The following is an 18,814-nucleotide window of genomic DNA, read 5'->3' as shown; positions in this document are numbered from 1 at the left end:
AAATCCCGCCTTACTCTTGTTCCCATGTGTGGAATCGTCGGATACGTGGGCCCGCGCCCCAGCCAGGACATCCTTCTCGCCGGGCTCGCCCGCCTCGAGTACCGCGGGTATGACTCCGCGGGCGTCGCCGTGATCGACGGCGACGGCTCGCTCGGCATGCGCAAGAAGGCCGGCAAGCTCGCCGTGCTGCGCGACTCGCTCGCCGACGCACCGCTCCCCGACGGGTCGACCGGCATCGGTCACACCCGCTGGGCGACGCACGGTGGTCCGACCGATGTCAACGCCCACCCGCATCTGGCCGACGGGGACAAGCTCGCCGTCATCCACAACGGCATCATCGAGAACTTCTCCGCGCTGCGGGACGAACTGCTCGCCGACGGCGTGGTCTTCCGTAGCGAGACCGACACCGAGGTCGCAGCGGCGCTCCTCGGTCGCGAGTACGCGGGCAACGGCGGCAACCTGCAGCTGGCCTTCCGCAGCATCGTGAACCGCCTCGAAGGTGCGTTCACGCTGCTGGCGATGCACCAGGACCACCCCGGTCTCGTGGTCGGCGCCCGCCGCAACTCCCCGCTCGTGATCGGACTCGGCGAGGGCGAGAACTTCCTCGGCTCCGACGTGGCCGCCTTCATCGAGCACACCCGCAAGGCGCTCGCGATCGGGCAGGACCAGATCGTCTCGATCACCCCGGACGCCGTCGAGGTCACCGACTTCGCCGGCACGCCGGTGCAGCCCGAGCCGTTCGACGTGTCGTGGGACGCGGCCGCCGCCGAGAAGGGCGGATGGTCGAGCTTCATGGCCAAGGAGGTCGCGGAGCAGCCGGAGGCGGTCGCCAACACGATCCGCGGCCGCATCCAGGACGGTCAGGTCGTCATCCCCGAGCTCGACGGACTCGACGAGCTCTTCACCGGCATCAACCGCGTCATCATCACCGCGTGCGGCACGGCCTCGTACGCCGCGCTCGTGGGCAAGTACGCCATCGAGCAGTGGGCGCGCGTCGCGGTCGACGTCGAGCTCGCCCACGAGTTCCGCTACCGCGACCCGGTGATCGGCGCCGACACCCTCGTCGTGTCGATCAGCCAGTCGGGCGAGACCATGGACACCCTGATGGCCGTGAAGTACGCCCGCGAGCGCGGTGCCCGCACCCTCTCGGTCTGCAACACGCAGGGCGCGACGATCCCGCGCGAGTCGGATGCCGTCGTCTACACGCACGCCGGCCCCGAGGTCGCCGTGGCCTCGACCAAGGCGTTCTCGGCGCAGATCACGGCGCTGCTGCTGCTCGGCCTGCACATGGGCCGTGTCCGCGGCACGGTCGCCGACGCCTCCACCGACGTCGAGGAGCTCGCCGCACTGCCGGAGAAGATCGCGAAGGTCCTGGAGAGCGAGCAGGAGCACGTCACCCAGCTCGCCGGCTGGATGGCCGACACCCGCTCGGTGCTGTTCCTCGGTCGCCACGTCGGCTACCCGATCGCCCTCGAGGGCGCGCTCAAGCTCAAGGAGATCTCCTACATCCACGCCGAGGGCTTCGCCGCCGGCGAGCTCAAGCACGGTCCGATCGCGCTGATCGAGCCGGGACAGCCCGTGTTCGTGCTGGTGCCGTCGCCGCGCCACTCCGCGCTGGTGCACTCCAAGGTCGTCTCCAACATCCAGGAGATCCGGGCGCGCGGCGCTCGCGTGATCGTGGTCGCGGAAGAGGGCGACGCCGCCGTGCTGCCCTTCGCCGACGAGGTCATCCACATCCCGCTCGCCGGCGCGATGTTCGAGCCGCTGCTCGCGGTCGTCCCGCTGCAGATCTTCGCGATGGCGCTCGCCACCGCGAAGGGTCTCGACGTCGACCAGCCGCGCAACCTCGCGAAGTCGGTCACGGTCGAGTAGGTCGATCGTCGAATCGCTGGAATGGCCTCGTTTCCAAGGAAACGAGGCCATTCGCACGATTACGACCGGATGCATGCTCGATAGGCTGAACGGGTGATCATCGGCACCGGCATCGACCTCGTGGACATCCCGCGATTCGAACGGACGATGGCCAGGACCCCGCGTCTCCTGGAGCGGCTCTTCGCTCCGTCCGAGCGGTCCCTCCGCCTTCCCTCGCTGGCGGCGCGCTACGCCGCCAAGGAGGCGCTGATCAAGGCGCTGGGCGGTTCGGACGGCGTGCACTGGATCGAGATCGAGATCGCGTCGGAGCCCTCGGGACGCCCGCACTTCGTCCTCTCCGGCTCGACCGCCGCGGTCGTCGAGGCGCGCGGCATCCTCACCCTGCATCTCACCCTCACCCACGACGCCGGTCTCGCCGCCGCGTTCGTCGTCGCCGAAGGAGCACCGCTGTGACCGTCCCGTTCCGCGAAGCGACCATCGACCTCGACGCGATCGCCGACAACGTGCGGCACTTCCGCCGGCTCACCGGCGTCGAGGTGATCGCGATCGTCAAGGCGAACGCCTACGGGCACGGTGCGGCGGCAGCCGCGGTCGCCGCCCTCTCCGCCGGAGCGACGCGCATCGGCGTCGCCGAGATCCCCGAGGCGCTCGAGCTGCGCAGGCAGGGTGTGCACGCGCCGATCATGGCGTGGCTGCACGCGCCGGGGGAGCGGTTCGAACAGGCGGCTGCGCAGGACATCGAGGTCGGGATCTCGTCGTTCGACCAGCTCGAGGCGGCTGCCGCGGCGGCGGCCGTCGACCGGCCGGTCGGGGTGCACCTCAAGTTCGAGACCGGCCTGTCGCGCAACGGCATCGCCCCGGCCGACTGGTCGCGGGTGCTGGCCGAGGCCGCGCGTCTGGAGCGCATCGGACGGCTGCGCGTCATCGGACTCTTCAGCCACCTCTCCAACACCTCGGTCGAGGACGACCGGGCGGCGCTCGCCCGGTTCGAGGAGGGGGTCGCCGCGGCCGCCTCCTTCGGCATCCACCCCGAGATCCGCCACATCGCCGCGACGGCCGCCGCGATCGACCTGCCCGAGATGCGGCTCGACGCGGTGCGGATCGGCGTCGGGCTGTACGGCCTGTCGCCGTTCGACGACCGCAGCTCGGCAGAACTCGGTCTGCGTCCCGCGATGACCCTGCGCGGAGCCATCGCCGCGGTCCGCCGGGTGCCGGCGGGCACGGGGGTCTCCTACGGGTACGACCACCGCACCGATCGCGACACCACGCTGGTCCTCGTGCCGCTCGGATACGCCGACGGTGTGCCGAGGAACGCCTCGGGCAGGCTCCCGGTCTCGATCGGCGGCCGCCGCTTCGTGAACGTCGGCCGGATCGCGATGGATCAGTTCGTGGTCGACGTCGGCGACACCCCGGTCTCGATCGGCGACGAGGTCGTGCTGTTCGGCGACCCGACCCTGGGCGTGCCCTCCGCCGCCGACTGGGCCGCCGCCGCCGACACCATCAACTACGAGATCGTGACGCGCATCGGCCCCCGAGTGCCCCGGCGGACGTCGTGAGCCTCGACGAAGCCCTCCTCGGCCGCCGCGAGATCGCGACCGCGGAGGAGATGGAGCAGCTGGGCCTCCGGATCGGCGCGCAGCTGGAGGCGGGCGACCTGCTCATCCTCACCGGGCCCCTCGGCGCCGGGAAGACCACGTTCACCCGCGGCCTGGCCGAAGGGCTCGGCGTGCGCGGCCCCGTGCAGAGCCCGACCTTCGTGATCGCCCGCACGCATCCGTCGCTCGTCGGCCGCGCCCCGCTGGTGCACGTCGATGCGTACCGACTCGGCTCCGCGGCCGAGCTCGACGACCTCGACCTCGATCTCGCGCACTCCGTGGTCGTGGTGGAGTGGGGGCGCGGCATGGCGGAGGAGCTCGCCGATTCGTGGTGGGACATCGAGCTGCAGCGCCCGGTCGGCACCGCGGACGACGACGACCTTGACCCCGCGGAACTCGACGCCGACGCGCCGCGGATCGTCACGATCGTCCGCGAGAACGTCTCGTGAACGCGGCCTCGACGCCGGAGCTCGTCGCCGTGATCATCGAGGACGATCCCGGGGTGCGCTCGCTGCTGGACGAGGTGTTCCTCGCCGCGGGGTTCGAGACCGTCCTCGCCGGTTCCGGACCGGAGGGTCTCGCGGCCATCGAGCAGCGGCACCCCGTCATCACCACCCTCGACATCAATCTGCCCGGCATCGACGGCTTCGAGGTCGCCCGCCGGATCCGCCGGATCAGCGACACGTTCATCATCATGCTGTCCGCGCTCTCGGACGAGTCGGACGTCGTGCTCGGATTGACCTCCGGTGCCGACGAGTACCTCGTCAAGCCGTTCCGGCCCCGCGAGCTGCGCGCCCGCATCGAGGCGCTCCTCCGGCGCCCGCGTGTCGCGGACCCGCGGCCGGCGGCCGGCATCCGGCAGGCGGCGGAACCCGCCGCCGCACCCGACGGCGCCACGGTCCTGACCTGGCGCGGCCTCGTGCATCGCGACCTCAGCCTCGATCTCGACACCCGGCTGGTCCTGGTCGGGCAGAAGCGGATCGACCTCACGCCGACCGAGTTCGACCTGCTCGCCGCCATCCTCGAGGCGAAGCTCCGCGTGTGCAGCAAGGCGGAACTCGCGCGCGGTCTGCGCGGCGCGCCGGACGGCTCGAACGACTACGTGAGCGAGCCGGACAAGCGGGCGATCGAGACGCACATCGCGAATCTGCGGCGAAAACTCGGCGACAGCACGGCCCATCCGCGCTACATCGAGACGGTCCGCGGAGTCGGGTACCGACTCACCCCGGCCGATGACACGGCGGGCTGACCGGGGCGGGGCCGCGGCTCCCCAGCCGCGGCCCCGGTGCCTGCGAATCCCCACTCGCGTGGCCCCAGCGTCTGCGTTGTTCCCCAGCCGCAGTGTCGGCCCCCACTCAGAATGCTAGGGGCGGGAAGTCGCCTGAAGAGCGGGCTCGACCGATCTTTGAGTAATCTTGCGGGAAACCTGAGGTTCACCGGAGAGGGCAGGCGTCGATGATCCGCACCGCGTCGATCTGGCGCTGGCAACTCGTGTTCACGGGCAGCATGGTGGCGATCGTGGTCATGATCGCGGCGTTCAAGCCGCAGACCCTCGGCATCCCCTTCTTCCTCGCCGGACTCACCCTCATCGTCGTCACGACGCTGGTCACGCTGCTGGTGCCGTGGCAGCGCCTCCCGCGCACCGCGGTGGTCATCCTGCCTCTCCTCGATGCGCTCGCCGTCGGGCTCACGACCAACGCCCCCGACCTCCGACTCGGCTTCCTCTGGGTGTTCCCGGTGGTGTGGCTCGCGTCCTACTTCTCGATGCCCTGGGTGTTCGGCAGCATCGCGTTCATCAGCGTCTGCCTGGTGATCTTCAGCGACCACACCGGCACGCCCGAGAACGTGCTGCTCCGCGTCCTCACCGTGATCATCACGCTGAGCTTCCTCGGCGTGACGGTCCGGATCGGTGCGGAGCGCGCCCAGGCGTCGCGACGCCTCCTCCAGCGCCGGTCGGAGCAGGTCGACCGCGCCGCCGAGCGCGCCGAGACGAACCAGCAGCGGGTGACGCAGATCATCGACGCGCTGGGCGTCGCGCTCGTCGTGGTCACGGCCGAGGGCCGCATCCTGCAGATGAACGACGCCTACCGCGTGCTGTACGGCCGCGACCGCTTCGGCGCCGCGCTGCCGACCGCCGCCGTCGAGTACGACGGCCGACGCGGCGCGACCGTGCCCCCCGAGCGGACGACCCTCGCCCGGGCCGCCGCCGGGGAGAAGCTGCAGGACGAGCGGGTCTGGCTGTTCGACGGCAGCGGTCGCTGGCACGCCCTCGAGGTCACCACCCAGACCGTGGCCAGTGCGCGGGAGGGCGAGCACATCACGCTCGTCATCATCGACGACGTCACCGTGCTCCTGGAGGCCGCGGAGGAGCGCCGGGCACTCAACGCGATCGTCTCGCACGAGCTGCGCAACCCCCTCACGGCGATCGTCGGCCACATCGACCTGCTGCGCGAGCGCGAGGACCTGCCCGGCCGCGTCCCGGCGCAGCTGGAGGTCATCGCGAACGCCGGCGAGCGGATGCAGGAGCTGGTCACGAGCATGCTGGAGCAGACCGCTCCCGCTTCGGAGGAGCCCTTCGAGCCCGTGGACCTCCGCCAGGTGTTCGAGGCGGCCGCCGCCTCCGCTGCGCCCCTCGTCGCCGCGAACCGGCAGATGCTGGAACTGGCCGGCGCCGACAGCCTGCTCATCTCCGGCGATTCCTTCCGACTGCGTCAGGTGCTCGACAACCTGCTCAGCAACGCGGTGAAGTACACGCCGTCCGGCGGGCGCATCTCGGCACGGCTGCGGACCACGGACCGCCACGCCGAGCTCGTGATCGCCGACTCCGGCATGGGCATCGCCCCGGAGGACCTGCCTCGACTGTTCGAGCCCTACTTCCGCACCGACAACGCCATCCGCGGCGGGATCACCGGAACCGGGCTCGGCATGGGCATCGCGCGGGAGATCGTGACCGCGCATGAGGGCAGCATCGACGTGGCGAGCGAGATCGGGGTCGGCACCACCGTCACCCTGCGCTTCCCTCGGCGCCGGAAGAAGGAGGAGAAGGTATGACGCCTCTCGTGCCCGTGAACGTCGACATCACCACCAGCATGGTGGCCGTCGTGACCGTGCTGACCGTGCTGGTGCTCGGGCTGGCGACCCTCGCCCGTCCGTCGCGCGCGACCGTCGTCTGGGGCATCGCCTTCGGCATCGGGATGCTCGGGGCCTACCTGTGGCTCGCCGGGCATCACACCGGCATCCCCGCTCTGCGGGCGGCCGCCTCCGCCCTGCTGCTGTGCTTCGAGCCGCTGATCTGGATCGGCGTGCGGATGCACCTCGGCAGGAGCGTCCGCTGGTGGCCGGTGCTCGTGTTCGTGGCCGTGGCGCCGACGCTCCTGGTGCTGACCTCGGGTTCGCCCTGGTACCTGCCCGCCTTCCACGTGGTGTTCATCGGCAGCGGCGTCTTCGCCTGTCTGGTGGCCTACGAGCTGCTGCGCGGGCAGCCGGCGGCCAGGGACATCGTGCTGCCGCTCGCGCTGGCGTCGTGCGGATTCGTCGTCGTCGCGGTCTCCAGCGCCGTCGTCGCGCTCTTCATGGGGCCGACCAGCACCGGGGAGCAGCTGAGCGCGCTGCGCGGGATGAACGCGATCGGCACGCTGGTCGTCAGCACCTGCGCGGCGTTCACGCTGGTGCTGATGGTGCGGGCGGGGGCGCCGACGACCGCGGAGGTCGACGGGGTGGCCGCGCGTGCCCGCCGCCGCCTGCGGAAGGCCGAGGCGCAGAACGACCAGGGCTGGTCGGTCCTCGCGATCCGTCTCGACGATCCCGCCGACCTGCGGCAGGCGTCGAGCGGCGCGGAGTTCGCGCGCATCGTCGACCGCTTCCACGAGGACATCCAGGAGGCGCTCCCGCCGCTGGCGGACGCCGAGCGCGTCGCCGACGATCGGGCGATCGTGGTGATCCGCGCCAGCGATGAGGCGGTCCGCTTCCACATCCGCGCCGTCCTGACCCGCATCTCGGAGATGGACCGCGAGGGTGCGGACGGCGGCATCCGCGCCTCGGCGAGCATCGGGTGGGCGACGGCCACGACCACGGGCTTCGACTACGACGTGCTCGTGGCGGCGGCCGGACAGGCGGCTGCGCGGGCACGAGAGGCCGGCGGCGACCAGTGGAAGCGTGCGGCGCAGCCCGACACCGCCGTGATCTGACCGGCGGGACAGCCCGGCGGGTGATCGCTCGCTACGGCGTGCGGGTCTCCCGACCCCGGGCGAGGGCGGCGGCGATCGCGTCTTCCGCGTCGGCACCGGTCTCGGCGGCGGCGGACACGTTCTCCGCGACGACCGCGTCGATGATCTCGGTGCGCTGGATGCGCGTCTCACGCGGGGCCTTCACACCGATGCGCACGCTGTCGCCCTTGATCTCGAGCAGCGTGACCTCGATCTCGCCGTCGATGCGCACGCTCTCACCGATCCGCCTCGTCAACACCAGCATTCGTTCAGCCTACTGCCGCGGACACGGCGCCGACCGACGGTGATGCCGCGTCGCGGACGACACCGACGGTCTCGATCGTGAGGGCGGCGGCGGTCGCCTCCGAGTACGAGAGCACCGGGAGCCCGTCGGTCTGGGCGGACACGAGTCGTCGCACCGCGGGGCGCAGCGACGGGGCGCACACCAGCACCGGCTCGCCGCCTTCGCGCACGGAGGAGACGGCCTGCTTGACGGACTCGACCACGGCTTCCATGCGCTGCGGGTCGAAGACGATCTGCGTCCCCTCGTCGCCCGGACGGAGGCTCTCCAGCATCGCCTGCTCGAGGAGCGGATTGATCATCACCACCCGCAGGACGCCGCCGTCCGCGAACCGTGCGGCGATCGCGGGGCCCAGCGCCCCGCGGGCGGCCTCGATGAGTCCCTCCGGATCGGTCGAGGTCCGGGCTCGCAGGGCGAGCGCCTCGTAGATCCGGCTGAGGTCGTTGATCGGCACCCGTTCGGCCAGCAGGCCCTGCAGCACGCGCTGGACCTCGGCCAGCGAGAGCAGGGCGGGCGTGAGCTCCTCGACGGCGGCGGGGGAGGCCTGCTTGAGGGCGTCGGTGAGCTGGCGCACGTCCTCCCGGCTCAGCAGGCGTGCGGCGTGCGCGTGGATGACGCTGGAGAGGTGCGTGATGATCACGCTCGCGCGGTCGATCACCGTGGCTCCTGCGAACTCGGCGCTGTGCCGCATCTCCAGCGGGATCCACTTGCCCTCGAGCCCGAAGACCGGATCGAGGGTCGCGGTGCCGGGAAGGCTCTCCAGCCCCTGCCCCAGCGCGAGCACGGAACCCACCGGGGCGGTCCCGCGTCCGGTCTCGACCCCGGCGATGCGGATGACGTACGTCGCCTGCGGAAGCTCGATGCTGTCGCGGGTGCGCACCGGAGGGGTGATCAGGCCGAGGTCGAGGGCGACCCGGCGTCGGAGCGCCTTCACCCGCGCCAGGAGATCGTCGGGACCGCCGGTCACCAGGTCGACGATGTCGGGGGAGAGGAGGATCTCGAGCGGATGCACGCGCATCTTCTCGATCAGCTCCTCGGGCTGGTCCACGGGGGCGGCGGTGGGCGTCCGGGCGGCTTCCTCCTCCTCGCGCTTTTGGGTCGCCTTGATGCGCTGCGCGATGAGCAGCAGGAGCGCCCCGATCGCGACGAACGGCAGCATCGGCATGTGCGGGATGAGCGACATGATGATCGCGGCGCACCCGGCGATGATGAGCGCGTTGCGGGACTGGCCGAGCTGCGCCGACGCGGCGGTGCCCATCTCGGCCTCCGCGGTCGAGCGGGTCACGATCATGCCGGTCGAGACGGCCATCAGCAGCGCCGGGATCTGCGTGACGAGCCCGTCGCCGATCGTGAGGAGGCTGTAGGTGCTCACGGCCTCGTCGATCGACATGCCGTGCTGCACGAGGCCGATCGCGATGCCGCCGACGATGTTGATGATGATGATGACGAGGCCGGCGATCGCGTCGCCCTTCACGAACTTCGAGGCACCGTCCATCGCGCCGTAGAAGTCGGCCTCCGCCGCCACCTCCGCGCGGCGCTCGCGAGCCTCCGTGTCGGTGATGAGCCCGGCGTTCAGATCGGCGTCGATCGCCATCTGCTTTCCCGGCATCGCGTCGAGCGTGAACCGGGCGCCGACCTCCGCGACGCGCTCGGCGCCCTTCGTCACGACGACGAACTGGATGACGACGAGGATCAGGAAGACCACCGCCCCGATGATGAGCGAGCCGCCCACGGCGATCGCGCCGAAGGCCTCGATCACCTGGCCCGCGTACGCCTCGCCGAGCACCAGACGGGTGGACGCGACGTTCAGGCCGAGTCGGAAAAGCGTCGCCACGAGCAGCAGCGAGGGGAACACCGAGAAGTCCAGCGGCTTCTTCACGAACATCGACGTGAGCAGGATCACCAGGGCGAACATGATGTTCAGGATGATCAGGATGTCGAGCAGGAACGGCGGCACCGGGACGACGAGCAGCATGATGATGCCGACGACCCCGATGGGCACCATGAGCTTGACGAACAGCTGTCTCATGCGGTCCTCCGGTAGGGGAGAGAGTGGATGCCGCGGGCGGCGCCGCGCCGACGCAGGGCGTCGACGAACACGAGCACGCGCGCCACGGCGTTGTACAGGTCTTCCGGGATCTCCTGGCCCAGCTCGCACGCGGCGTGCAGGGCTCGGGCGAGCGTGATCTCGCGCACCATCGGCACCCCGGCTCGGGCGGCCTCGTCGCGGATGCGCTCCGCGATCACGCCGCTGCCCTTCGCGACGACCTTGGGGGCGGACCGGCCGGGCTCGTAGCGGAGCGCGACCGCGATGTGCGTGGGGTTGACCACCACGACGTCGGATCCGGCCACCGCGGCGATCATGCGGTTGCGACTGACCGCGAGCTGCCGGGAGCGCCGCTGCTGGCGGATGAGCGGGTCGCCTTCGGAGTTCTTGCTCTCGTCGCGGATCTCGCGCTTGGTCATGCGCGTGTGCTTGCGGTTGCGGCGCATCACGACGAACATGTCGACCGCCGCGAGGGCGAGGCCCACGGCGATCGCGGTCTGCAGCAGGGCGGTCGTGCCGTCGGTCGCGACGCCGAGCAGACGCGTGATCGAGTGCGCCCCGCTGGCGGTGAGCACCGGCATCAGACTCGCGATCACGAGCCAGAGCGCGATGCCGATCGCCGCGGTCTTCATCAGCGCCTTGGCCCCCTCCCACAGGGCCTGCATGCCGAACACCCGCCGCACGCCGTTGACGAGGTTGAACTGCTCGAAGCGTCCGGTCATGCGACGCAGATGCACGCCGCCCTGGATCACGGCGCCGATCAGGGTGACGATCGCGACGGCGGCCAGCATGACCCCCAGGGTCGGGAGCACGGAGGCGAGGCCGCGTTCGAGCGCGCCGAGCGCGGCCTCCCGGGTGGGGGCGAGGACCAGCGAGGTCAGGGTCAGGAGCTGCTCGGTGCCGGCGGATGCGCCGAGGGCCATGGCGGCCGGTGTGGCGATCGCCGCGGCTCCGATCCCGAGCCAGGCCGTGAGGTCCTGACTGCGGGACAGGCGCCCCTTCTGCCGGGCTTCGCGGAGGTGCTTGTCGGTCGCCTTCTCACTGCGTTCCCCGGTGTCGGTGCCGCTCACTGTCCCACCCCCTGCATCATCTTCAGCGCCTGGGAGGCGAGGGCGTCGACGATGCCGGGGAGGGCGGCGTAGACGGCCCCGGCGAGCAGGAGCGTCAGCAGGATCTTCACGGGGAAGCCCATGGCGAACGCGTTGAGCGCCGGCGCGACGCGTGTGATCAGGCCGAGGCCCACATCGGCGAGGAACAGCACGAGCGCGAGCGGCCCGGCGATCTGCACGGCCGCGAGCACCATCTGGGACACCCCGTCGACGAGGAGTTCGGCGGGACCCGCCACGGTGAACACGCCGTCGACCGGCACGGCCTGGAAGCTGCGCGCGAGACCGGCCAGGATCAGCTGATATCCGCCGGAGGTGAACAGGAGCGTCAGCGCCGTCAGGTGGAACAGCCGCGTGAACTGCGCGCCGTTGACGAGCGAGTGCGGGTCGAAGGCCTGGGCGAGCTGGAATCCGCCGAACACGTCGATCAGGCTGCCGGCGGCCTGGAGGGCCGAGAAGCACAGCAGCACGAGGAAGCCCAGGAGGGCGCCGGTCACGAGCTGGAGCACCAGCGCCCCGAGGAAGGGCCCGGTGTCGAGGTTCTCGTAGCCGGGGGAGACCGCGGTGCCCACCGCGAGCGAGAGGCCGATCGCCAGCATGGCCTTCACCCGCACCGGGATCGCCCCGTAGGAGAAGGGCGGCGCGATCATGATGAACGCCGTGATGCGCACGGCCGTCAGCATGGTCGCCTCGAGCCAGGCGAAGTCGATGGGGATGTACACGTCGTCATCCGCTCAGCAGGGAGGGGATGCGGGCGAACATCTCGTTCGTGAAGGCGATCATCTCCGCGATCATCCAGTTGCCGGCGATGAGCAGGGCGATGCCGACCGCGACGATCTTCGGCACGAACGACAGCGTCACCTCCTGCACCTGGGTGATGGACTGCAGCAGCGAGATGGCGAAGCCCACCACGAGCGCGGTGACCAGGACGGGGGCGGCGAGCTTGGCCGCGATGATCAGGCCCTGGGCGCCGATGTCGAGCACGGCCTCCGGGGTCATCCGACACCCCCGTAACTCTCCAGCAGGGCGCGGATGATGAGCCCCCAGCCGTCGACGAGGATGAACAGCAGGATCTTGAAGGGCAGCGAGATCATGACCGGCGGGAGCATCATCATGCCCATCGACATCAGTGCCGCGGCCACGACGAGGTCGATCACCAGGAACGGCACGAAGATGACGAAGCCGATGATGAACGCGGCGCGGAGCTCGGAGATCATGAACGCCGGGATGAGCGTGTACATCGGGACGCTCGACGGGTCCTCAGGGTTCGGCTGACCCGCCATCCGCGTCATGAGGGCGAGGTCCTCCTCGCGGGTGAAGCGGAGCATCCACTCCTGCAGCGGCAGCTGACCGACGTCGATGGCCTGCGTGAACGTGAGGCTGCCGTCGATGTACGGCTGCACCGCGACCGTGTTGATCTCGGTCAGCACCGGCCACATGATGAACAGCGACAGGAACAGCGACAGCCCGGCGAGGACCTGGTTCGGCGGGATCGTCGGGAGCGAGAGCGCGTTCCGCGTCATCGCGAGCACGACGAAGATCTTCGTGAACGACGACATCATCAGCAGGAGCGCGGGAGCCACCGACAGCAGCGTGATGCCCAGCAGGGTGAGGATCGAGCCGGAGGGCCCGCCGTCGACCCCGTTGATGTCGATCGTGACGCCCTCGCCCGGATCGTCCGGCGTCACCGCCGCGTGGGCGGCCGTGCCGGTGAGCAGGGTGAACACCACGACGAGCGCGACGACGGCCGCGAGGATCAGCGCGAGTCGTCGCAGCGGCCGGCCGTCGACGACCCCACGGGCGACGCTCATCGCGTGCGCCGGATGGCCTCGGCGGTCTGCCGCCAGGTTTCGGGGGAGAGGATGGAGCCGCGCAGCGGATCGTTCCGGTGACGCACCCGGCGCTGCGGTGCCGGATCGGCCGGGGAGGTGCCGGTCGTCTCGGTCATCGCCGTCGCGGCGAGGATGCGGTCGAACTCCGCGGCGTCGGATGCCGCCTCCGAGGTGGCCGACGACCACGTCGGGCGGGCGTCCTCGGCGTCGGGGGAGGCGGGTTTGACGGGCAGCCGGTCGACGACGCTCACCCCGTGCTCGGTGACGCCCAGGACGTAGCGGGCGTCCTCGGTCTGGATCACGACGACCTGCGCCTTCGGGCCGACCCCCTGGCGTCCGAGTACCGTGATCGCCTCGCTGTCAAGACGACGTGCCTGCGTGCGCGCCACCCGGCGCTGCAGGAACCACAGCACCCCGAGCACCGCGGCGAGCGAGAGCACGACCCGCAGGCCGAGCAGGAGGTCGTCCAGGGTCAGGCCTCGACGTTCTCGAGGATGCGGGTGATCCGCACCGCGTAGTCCTGGTCGACCACGACGACCTCGCCGTGCGCGATGATGCGGCCGTTGAGCTTGATGTCGGCGGGGGCGCCTGCGGAGCGGTCGAGCTCGACGATGCGTCCCGGCTCCAGGTCGAGCACGTCGCGCACGGCCATTCTGGTGCGACCGATCTCGACAGTGAGCTCCATCTCGACGCCCGCGATGCGGTGCAGTCGGCGCGAGGAGTTCGAGGCGGCGGCCGGCGCGTGCGTGACGATGACGGCCAGGCGACCGATCGTGCGGTCCGTCTGATCCTGCAGGTCGAAGAGCTGTGCGAGCGGGTCGGAGAACAGCGGGGAGGCGTCGCCGATCAGAGCCTCGCCGAGCGCTCCGGCACCGAGTGCGCTCGCGGAGGCCTCCAGGGCGTCGCGGAGCCGGTCCGCCAGCGGGGCGCCGGCGAGGCCGTCGACCAGGGCGTCGGGGTCGAACAGCTGCACGGCCAGCTGGGCGCTGGCCTCCCCGACGAACTGCACGATCACGGCGTCGCCGGTGTCTCCCGAGACCTGCGAGGCCCGCGCGGCGACGGGAGCGGCGGTCGGCAGCGACGCGGCGAAGGCGGCGGCGACGGCGGACTCGTAGGTGGTGGTGCTGGTCACGCGGACTCCTCGGCGAGAGCTGGATCGGGGACGGTGGTGGTGACGACGCAGGCGAGGCGCGCTCCGGCGCTGCCGACGGCGGCGGTCGCGACGGGCTGATCGCCCACGGCGAGGACCAGCGGGCGGTCGGCCGAGTGCGGGAAGGAGATGATGTCGCCCACGGCGAGGTCGAGCACCTCACGGGGGAGGACGGCCCGAGGAGCGAGCCGCAGCGCGAGCTCGACGGGGGCGACCTCGACCTGCCGACGGATCTGGCCGGGGGCGGCCGCTCGGTCGGCATCCGAGGAGCGCACCGTGAAGCCGGCGAGGACCGACGCGGGCAGCATCACGCTCGCCGGGACGGTGCGGCCTCCGAGGCGCATGGAGAAGCGCGCCACGATGACGGGTTCGCCCGCGGCCGCGACCTGCGCGAACTGCGAGTTGTACTGGATGCCGCTGACCGTGATCCCGGCGGGGAGCATCCCGTCCAGCGCGCCGGTGAGGTGGTCGATCGCGTCGACGATCAGCGAGCGGATCAGGGCCTGCTCGATCGGGGTGAACGTGCGGTCCTCGGAGGCGGCGGTCGCCCGCCCGCCGACCATCTGCACGATCCACCCGGTCGCGGCCGAGGTCGGCAGCTGCACGATCAGGCGCTCTTCGGAGTCGGGAAGCGCGCACACGATCATGGTGGTCGTGGTGGGGAGCGACTGGGCGTACTCGCCGTAGGTCATCATCCCCACGTGTTCGACGGCGATCGTGGCGCGGACGTGGATCTTGCCGGAGAGTTGCGCCGACCACTGTCGGGAGAACGTCTCGAAGGCCAATTCCAGCGCCCTGGTGTGCTCGCGCGAGAGGGTCGCCGAACGGCCGAAGTCGTACACCTCGACCTCGGCGGTCTTCGTCGCCGTCGCTGCGCGCACCTCGGAGCGCACGCTGTCCTCGATCACCACGAACCCGACTATCGGGCGGTGGGCGGCGTGCGTTAGAAGAGGAACGGGTCAGGAGGACGGCTGCCCCGCCTGTGCTTCGGGGATGAGCGCGCGCACCTCCTCGTTCGCGTCGGAGAGGACGACGATGTCGACCCGCCTGTTCTTCGCCAGGGCATCGGCGCTGCTGCCCGCCGCGACCGGGCGGGTGTCGCCGAATCCGACCGACTTCAGGTGCGTCGGCGGGAGGCCGGAGGACTCGACGAGATGGCGCAGCACCTGGGTGGAGCGACCGGCCGACAGCTCCCAGTTCGTGGGATACGGGGCCACGGAGCCGCGCACGTCGGCGTGACCCTCGACCGAGATCTCGTTCGGGGCGGAGACCAGCACCGAGCCGAGCGCATCCAGGACGCGCACGGCCTTGGCGCTGAGCGTGGTGCTGTTCGTGGTGAAGAACGTCTCGGCGCTGACGAGTCCGATCGTGAGGCCGCGCTCATCGATCGTGAAGGTGACGTCGGCCTCGAGCCCGTTGTCGGCGAGCACCTTGCGCAGCCGCTCCCGCAGCGCGGAGAGCTCGCTGAACTCGGTCTGCGCCGCGGCCATGTCGATGTCCGCGAAGTCGTCGCCGTTCTCGTCGACGAGCTCGGGCGGGACCACCACGCCGGTCGTGACGTCGACCTTGTCGGAGGGCTCCTGTCCGAAGCCGGTCGCGAGGGAGGCGCTGAGGGCCTCGAACTTCTCCTGGTCGACCGTCGACATCGCGAACAGCACGATGAACATGCACATGAGCACGGTGACCATGTCCATGTAGGACGCCATCCATCGCTCGTCCGGACCGCTGTGCTCCTCCTGGGGCACGCGGCGACGGGCACGGACGCTCATGACGCCTGCTCCGTCTCCTCGGCTGCTCGGGTGCGGGCAGGACGGCCGGAGCGGGCGGAGGGACGCTCGGACACGAGGGCGCGCAGGCGTTCTCCGACGAACTGCGGCGGGGCACCGGCCTGGATCGCGAGCATGCCCTCCATGAGCACGGTCATGCGTTCGAGCTCGAGCTCGCCGAGACGCTGGAGGCGTCCGCCGATGGGCAGCCAGATGAAGTTGGCCGACAGGAGACCCCACAGCGTCGCCACGAATGCCGTTGCGATCATGGGGCCCAGGGTGTCGGGCTTGTCGAGCTTCTCCAGCACATGCGTGAGGGAGACGACGGTGCCGATGATGCCGACGGTGGGCGCGAAGCCGCCGAGCGTCATGTAGAAGCGGGAGGCGGTGCGGTTGCGGGCGGCGGTCGAGGTGAGCTCATCCTCCAGCAGGATTCGCAGGTCTTCGGCGTCCGTGCCGTCGGCGATGCTCTGCAGTGCCTGGCGCAGGAACGGGTCCTTCTCGTCCTCCAGCCCCTGCTCGAGGGCGAGGAGCCCTTCGGCGCGCGCCTTCTCGGCGTAGCCGACCACCGTCTCGATCATGCTCGACGCGGTGCGGCGCTCGCCGCGGAAGGCGCGGGGGAGCGACTTGACCGCATGCAGTGCATCGCGCACGGTGCCGCTCGCGATGCCGACGGCGATCGTGGCTCCGAAGACCAGCACCATCGGGGCAGGGATCAGCAGCGATCCGATGGTCGCGCCTTCGAGGTTGATCATGGCGATCAGGGCGCCGAACGCGAGCACCAGTCCGAGGATGAGGGACGGATCCATCAGAGACCGACCTCGGGATCGGGGGCCACGTCGGAGCCGTTCGCGGCGATCAGATCGGCCGCGGCCGCGAGCACTCCGGCGCGGAACCGGGTGATCTGCGCGATCACGTCGTCCATCGTCTCGGTGACGACGAAGGTCGCGCCGTCGACCATGATGAGCGTCGTGTCCGGCGTGGCCTGGACACGTTCGATCAGGTCGGGATTCACCGCGAACCGCGAGCGGTTCAGGCGCGTGAGGACGATCATGGGCTCCATCCTGGAAAGATCCGTCCGCGTTCCCGGGGGAGCACGGACCCGACGGCCCGTCCTGGGCTGTCGGAGGTGACTGTCGGCCGGTCGGGACCGTGCGTTAGGTCGGAGCCGGAGGCGCTCGCAATCGCTCTCGGTCTCCTCCGCGTCACGGCGCCTCCGACCCCGACGACTCAGCGATCGGACAGCAGACTGTCCCGCACCTGACGACGCAGCACCTTCCCGATGAGCGACCGGGGGAGGTCGTCGACGGCGGTGATGCGGCGCGGCACCTTGTAGGGGGTGAGGCGGGTGCGGCAGAAGTCGCGCAGCGCATCCACGTCGAGAGCGGCGCCGTCGCGGAGCACCACCGCGGCGGCGACCTCCTCGCCGCCATGCGGTCGCGGCAGGCCCACGACCGCAGCGGCGACGACATCGGGGTGCGAGACGAGCGCGTCCTCCACCTCGCTGGGCGACACGTTGAAGCCGCCGGTGATGATGAGCTCCTTGAGACGGTCGACGATGCTCACGAACCCGTCGGACGAGACCTGGGCGATGTCGCCCGTCCGCAGCCACCCCTCGGGGAGCAGGGCGTCAGCCGTCTCGCCCGGACGCCCCCAATACCCCTGGAAGACCTGCGGTCCGCGGATGAGGAGTTCACCGGGCTCGCCGGACGGCACGTCGACCGTCGGGTCCGCCGGATCGACGACGCGGATCTCCGTGCTCGGGAAGGGCACGCCGACCGTGCCGGGGCGACGGGTGGGGCCCATGGGGTTGCCGAGCGCGACCGGCGAGGCCTCGGTCATGCCGTAGCCCTCGACGAGCAGGCCGCCGGTCGCCTCCTCCCAGCGCTTCACGGTGGCGACCGGAAGGCTCATCGCTCCGGAGATCGCGAAGCGCACCGTCGAGAGATCGATGGTGCCCCGCGCGGCCGCACGGGCGAGGGCGTCGTAGATCGGCGGCACGGCGGGAAGGAAGGTGGGCGGAGTCGAGCGGGCGGCCGCGGTGACCAGCCCCAGGTCGAACGTCGGGAAGAGGACGAGCCTCGCGCCGATGCTCATCGCGAAGGTCAGGCACAGGGTCATGCCGTACGCGTGGAACAGCGGCAGCACGCCGTAGAACGTCTCCTGGCCGTCGACGAGCCCCGGCACCCACGCCCGCCCCTGCATCGCGTTGGCCCGGAGGTTCGCGTGCGTGAGGATCGCCCCCTTCGGGACACCCGTCGTCCCGCTCGTGTACTGCAGCAGCGCGATGTCGTCCAGCCCGGGGCCGGCCACCCGTCGCGAGAGGCGTCGGTGATCGGCGAGGCTCTTCCACGCGGTGAGGTGCCGTGCCTTCGGGGTGGCCGTGAGCTTCGCGCGCGCCTCGCGGGCCTTGGGTAGGGGCAGGCGCAGCGCGAGGCGCTTCGACAGCGGCATCGCCGCGGTGATGTCGACGCTGACGATGTGCTCCACCCTGACGTCTGCGGGGAAGCCGGCGACCGTGTCCACGGACTTGTCCCACACGACGGCGACGCGCGCCCCGTGATCCTCGAACTGATGCCGCAGCTCGCGTGCGGTGTAGAGCGGGTTGTGCTCGACCACGATCGCGCCGAGTCGGAGGATCGCGTAGAAGGCGACGACGTGCTGCGGGCAGTTGGGCAGCACCAGCGCGACCCGGTCACCCGGGCCGACCCCGAGACGGCGCAGACCCTCGGCCGCCCGCTCGACCTGCTCCCCGAGTTCCCGGTAGGTCGTGACGGCGCCGAAGAAGTCCAGCGCCGGTCGCCGGCCGAACGCCTTCACGCTCGCGGACAGCATCTCCGTCAGGGTCTGCGAGGGCTCCTCGATCTCCGCGGGGACGCCCTCCGCATAGGAGTCGAGCCAGGGACGTGCGGCGAGCGGAGATTCAGGCATGTCTCCATC

At 70.8% G+C, this 18,814-nt stretch carries 20 protein-coding genes; 7 read left to right on the top strand and 13 right to left on the bottom strand.

The genetic code is table 11. The features are described 5' to 3' along the window. The first annotated feature begins 24 nt into the window (after positions 1–24). From glmS to AC07VM_RS10260, 7 genes are all read left to right on the top strand, one after another. Positions 25–1,872, top strand: coding sequence for a glutamine--fructose-6-phosphate transaminase (isomerizing) (glmS, locus tag AC07VM_RS10290; RefSeq protein ID WP_267417526.1), 1,848 nt, complete (start codon positions 25–27; stop codon positions 1,870–1,872). Between the two features lie 93 nt (positions 1,873–1,965). Continuing rightward, positions 1,966–2,325, top strand: a complete 360-nt coding sequence (locus tag AC07VM_RS10285) for a holo-ACP synthase (protein ID WP_494911038.1) — start codon at positions 1,966–1,968, stop codon at positions 2,323–2,325. Next, a complete protein-coding gene (alr, locus tag AC07VM_RS10280; RefSeq protein ID WP_494911037.1) occupies positions 2,322–3,428 on the top strand; it encodes an alanine racemase in 1,107 nt (368 codons plus the stop codon). The genes AC07VM_RS10285 and alr overlap by 4 nt, the downstream gene beginning before the upstream one ends. A gap of 50 nt (positions 3,429–3,478) precedes the next feature. Continuing rightward, the gene (gene tsaE, locus AC07VM_RS10275; RefSeq protein WP_494911705.1) at positions 3,479–3,916 is read left to right on the top strand and encodes a tRNA (adenosine(37)-N6)-threonylcarbamoyltransferase complex ATPase subunit type 1 TsaE; all 438 of its coding nucleotides are present in this window, start codon (positions 3,479–3,481) and stop codon (positions 3,914–3,916) included. Next, positions 3,913–4,716 carry a response regulator transcription factor gene (locus AC07VM_RS10270; RefSeq protein WP_494911036.1) on the top strand — a complete coding sequence of 268 codons (804 nt, stop codon included), beginning with the start codon at positions 3,913–3,915 and terminating at the stop codon, positions 4,714–4,716. The genes tsaE and AC07VM_RS10270 overlap by 4 nt, the downstream gene beginning before the upstream one ends. A gap of 206 nt (positions 4,717–4,922) precedes the next feature. Next, on the top strand, positions 4,923–6,518 hold the full coding sequence (locus AC07VM_RS10265; protein WP_494911035.1) for a sensor histidine kinase: 1,596 nt from the start codon (positions 4,923–4,925) through the stop codon (positions 6,516–6,518). Then, entirely contained in the window at positions 6,515–7,654 is a 1,140-nt protein-coding gene (locus AC07VM_RS10260) for a hypothetical protein (protein ID WP_267417532.1), read from the top strand. Before AC07VM_RS10265 ends, AC07VM_RS10260 begins: the two co-directional genes overlap by 4 nt. A gap of 31 nt (positions 7,655–7,685) precedes the next feature. Here the strand turns inward: AC07VM_RS10260 and csrA are convergent, their stop codons facing one another. The 13 genes from csrA to AC07VM_RS10195 form a co-directional block, all read right to left on the bottom strand. Further along, positions 7,686–7,937 (bottom strand): carbon storage regulator CsrA, encoded by a 252-nt coding sequence (gene csrA / locus AC07VM_RS10255; RefSeq protein WP_267417533.1) that lies wholly within the window; start codon positions 7,935–7,937, stop codon positions 7,686–7,688. Between the two features lie 4 nt (positions 7,938–7,941). Continuing rightward, a complete protein-coding gene (locus AC07VM_RS10250) occupies positions 7,942–10,002 on the bottom strand; it encodes a flagellar biosynthesis protein FlhA (protein WP_267417534.1) in 2,061 nt (686 codons plus the stop codon). Next, on the bottom strand, positions 9,999–11,090 hold the full coding sequence (locus tag AC07VM_RS10245) for an EscU/YscU/HrcU family type III secretion system export apparatus switch protein (RefSeq protein WP_494911032.1): 1,092 nt from the start codon (positions 11,088–11,090) through the stop codon (positions 9,999–10,001). Before AC07VM_RS10245 ends, AC07VM_RS10250 begins: the two co-directional genes overlap by 4 nt. Further along, complete coding sequence (locus tag AC07VM_RS10240; protein ID WP_267417536.1) at positions 11,087–11,848, bottom strand: flagellar biosynthetic protein FliR; 762 nt, start codon at positions 11,846–11,848, stop codon at positions 11,087–11,089. The genes AC07VM_RS10245 and AC07VM_RS10240 overlap by 4 nt, the downstream gene beginning before the upstream one ends. A gap of 4 nt (positions 11,849–11,852) precedes the next feature. Then, positions 11,853–12,125 carry a flagellar biosynthesis protein FliQ gene (fliQ, locus tag AC07VM_RS10235; protein WP_267417537.1) on the bottom strand — a complete coding sequence of 91 codons (273 nt, stop codon included), beginning with the start codon at positions 12,123–12,125 and terminating at the stop codon, positions 11,853–11,855. Then, positions 12,122–12,937, bottom strand: coding sequence for a flagellar type III secretion system pore protein FliP (gene fliP / locus AC07VM_RS10230; RefSeq protein ID WP_494911030.1), 816 nt, complete (start codon positions 12,935–12,937; stop codon positions 12,122–12,124). Before fliP ends, fliQ begins: the two co-directional genes overlap by 4 nt. Further along, positions 12,934–13,398, bottom strand: a complete 465-nt coding sequence (locus AC07VM_RS10225; RefSeq protein ID WP_494911028.1) for a FliO/MopB family protein — start codon at positions 13,396–13,398, stop codon at positions 12,934–12,936. The genes fliP and AC07VM_RS10225 overlap by 4 nt, the downstream gene beginning before the upstream one ends. Before the next feature lie 32 nt (positions 13,399–13,430). Then, positions 13,431–14,090, bottom strand: coding sequence for a flagellar motor switch protein FliN (gene fliN, locus AC07VM_RS10220; RefSeq protein ID WP_494911027.1), 660 nt, complete (start codon positions 14,088–14,090; stop codon positions 13,431–13,433). Next, a complete protein-coding gene (locus AC07VM_RS10215) occupies positions 14,087–15,019 on the bottom strand; it encodes a flagellar motor switch protein FliM (protein ID WP_494911025.1) in 933 nt (310 codons plus the stop codon). The genes fliN and AC07VM_RS10215 overlap by 4 nt, the downstream gene beginning before the upstream one ends. A 48-nt stretch (positions 15,020–15,067) precedes the next feature. Next, the gene (locus AC07VM_RS10210; protein WP_267417543.1) at positions 15,068–15,877 is read right to left on the bottom strand and encodes an OmpA/MotB family protein; all 810 of its coding nucleotides are present in this window, start codon (positions 15,875–15,877) and stop codon (positions 15,068–15,070) included. Then, positions 15,874–16,683 (bottom strand): motility protein A, encoded by an 810-nt coding sequence (locus tag AC07VM_RS10205; RefSeq protein ID WP_494911024.1) that lies wholly within the window; start codon positions 16,681–16,683, stop codon positions 15,874–15,876. The genes AC07VM_RS10210 and AC07VM_RS10205 overlap by 4 nt, the downstream gene beginning before the upstream one ends. After that, positions 16,683–16,928 carry a flagellar FlbD family protein gene (locus AC07VM_RS10200; protein ID WP_494911023.1) on the bottom strand — a complete coding sequence of 82 codons (246 nt, stop codon included), beginning with the start codon at positions 16,926–16,928 and terminating at the stop codon, positions 16,683–16,685. The genes AC07VM_RS10205 and AC07VM_RS10200 overlap by 1 nt, the downstream gene beginning before the upstream one ends. A gap of 176 nt (positions 16,929–17,104) precedes the next feature. Beyond that, positions 17,105–18,805 carry a long-chain-fatty-acid--CoA ligase gene (locus AC07VM_RS10195; protein WP_494911022.1) on the bottom strand — a complete coding sequence of 567 codons (1,701 nt, stop codon included), beginning with the start codon at positions 18,803–18,805 and terminating at the stop codon, positions 17,105–17,107. Between the last annotated feature and the right edge of the window lie 9 nt (positions 18,806–18,814).

Source organism: Microbacterium sp. GW821-FHT01D02 (assembly GCF_059422585.1).
The sequence above is the reverse complement of the archived record's forward strand: the minus strand, read 5'-3'. Positions and strand labels throughout refer to the sequence as shown.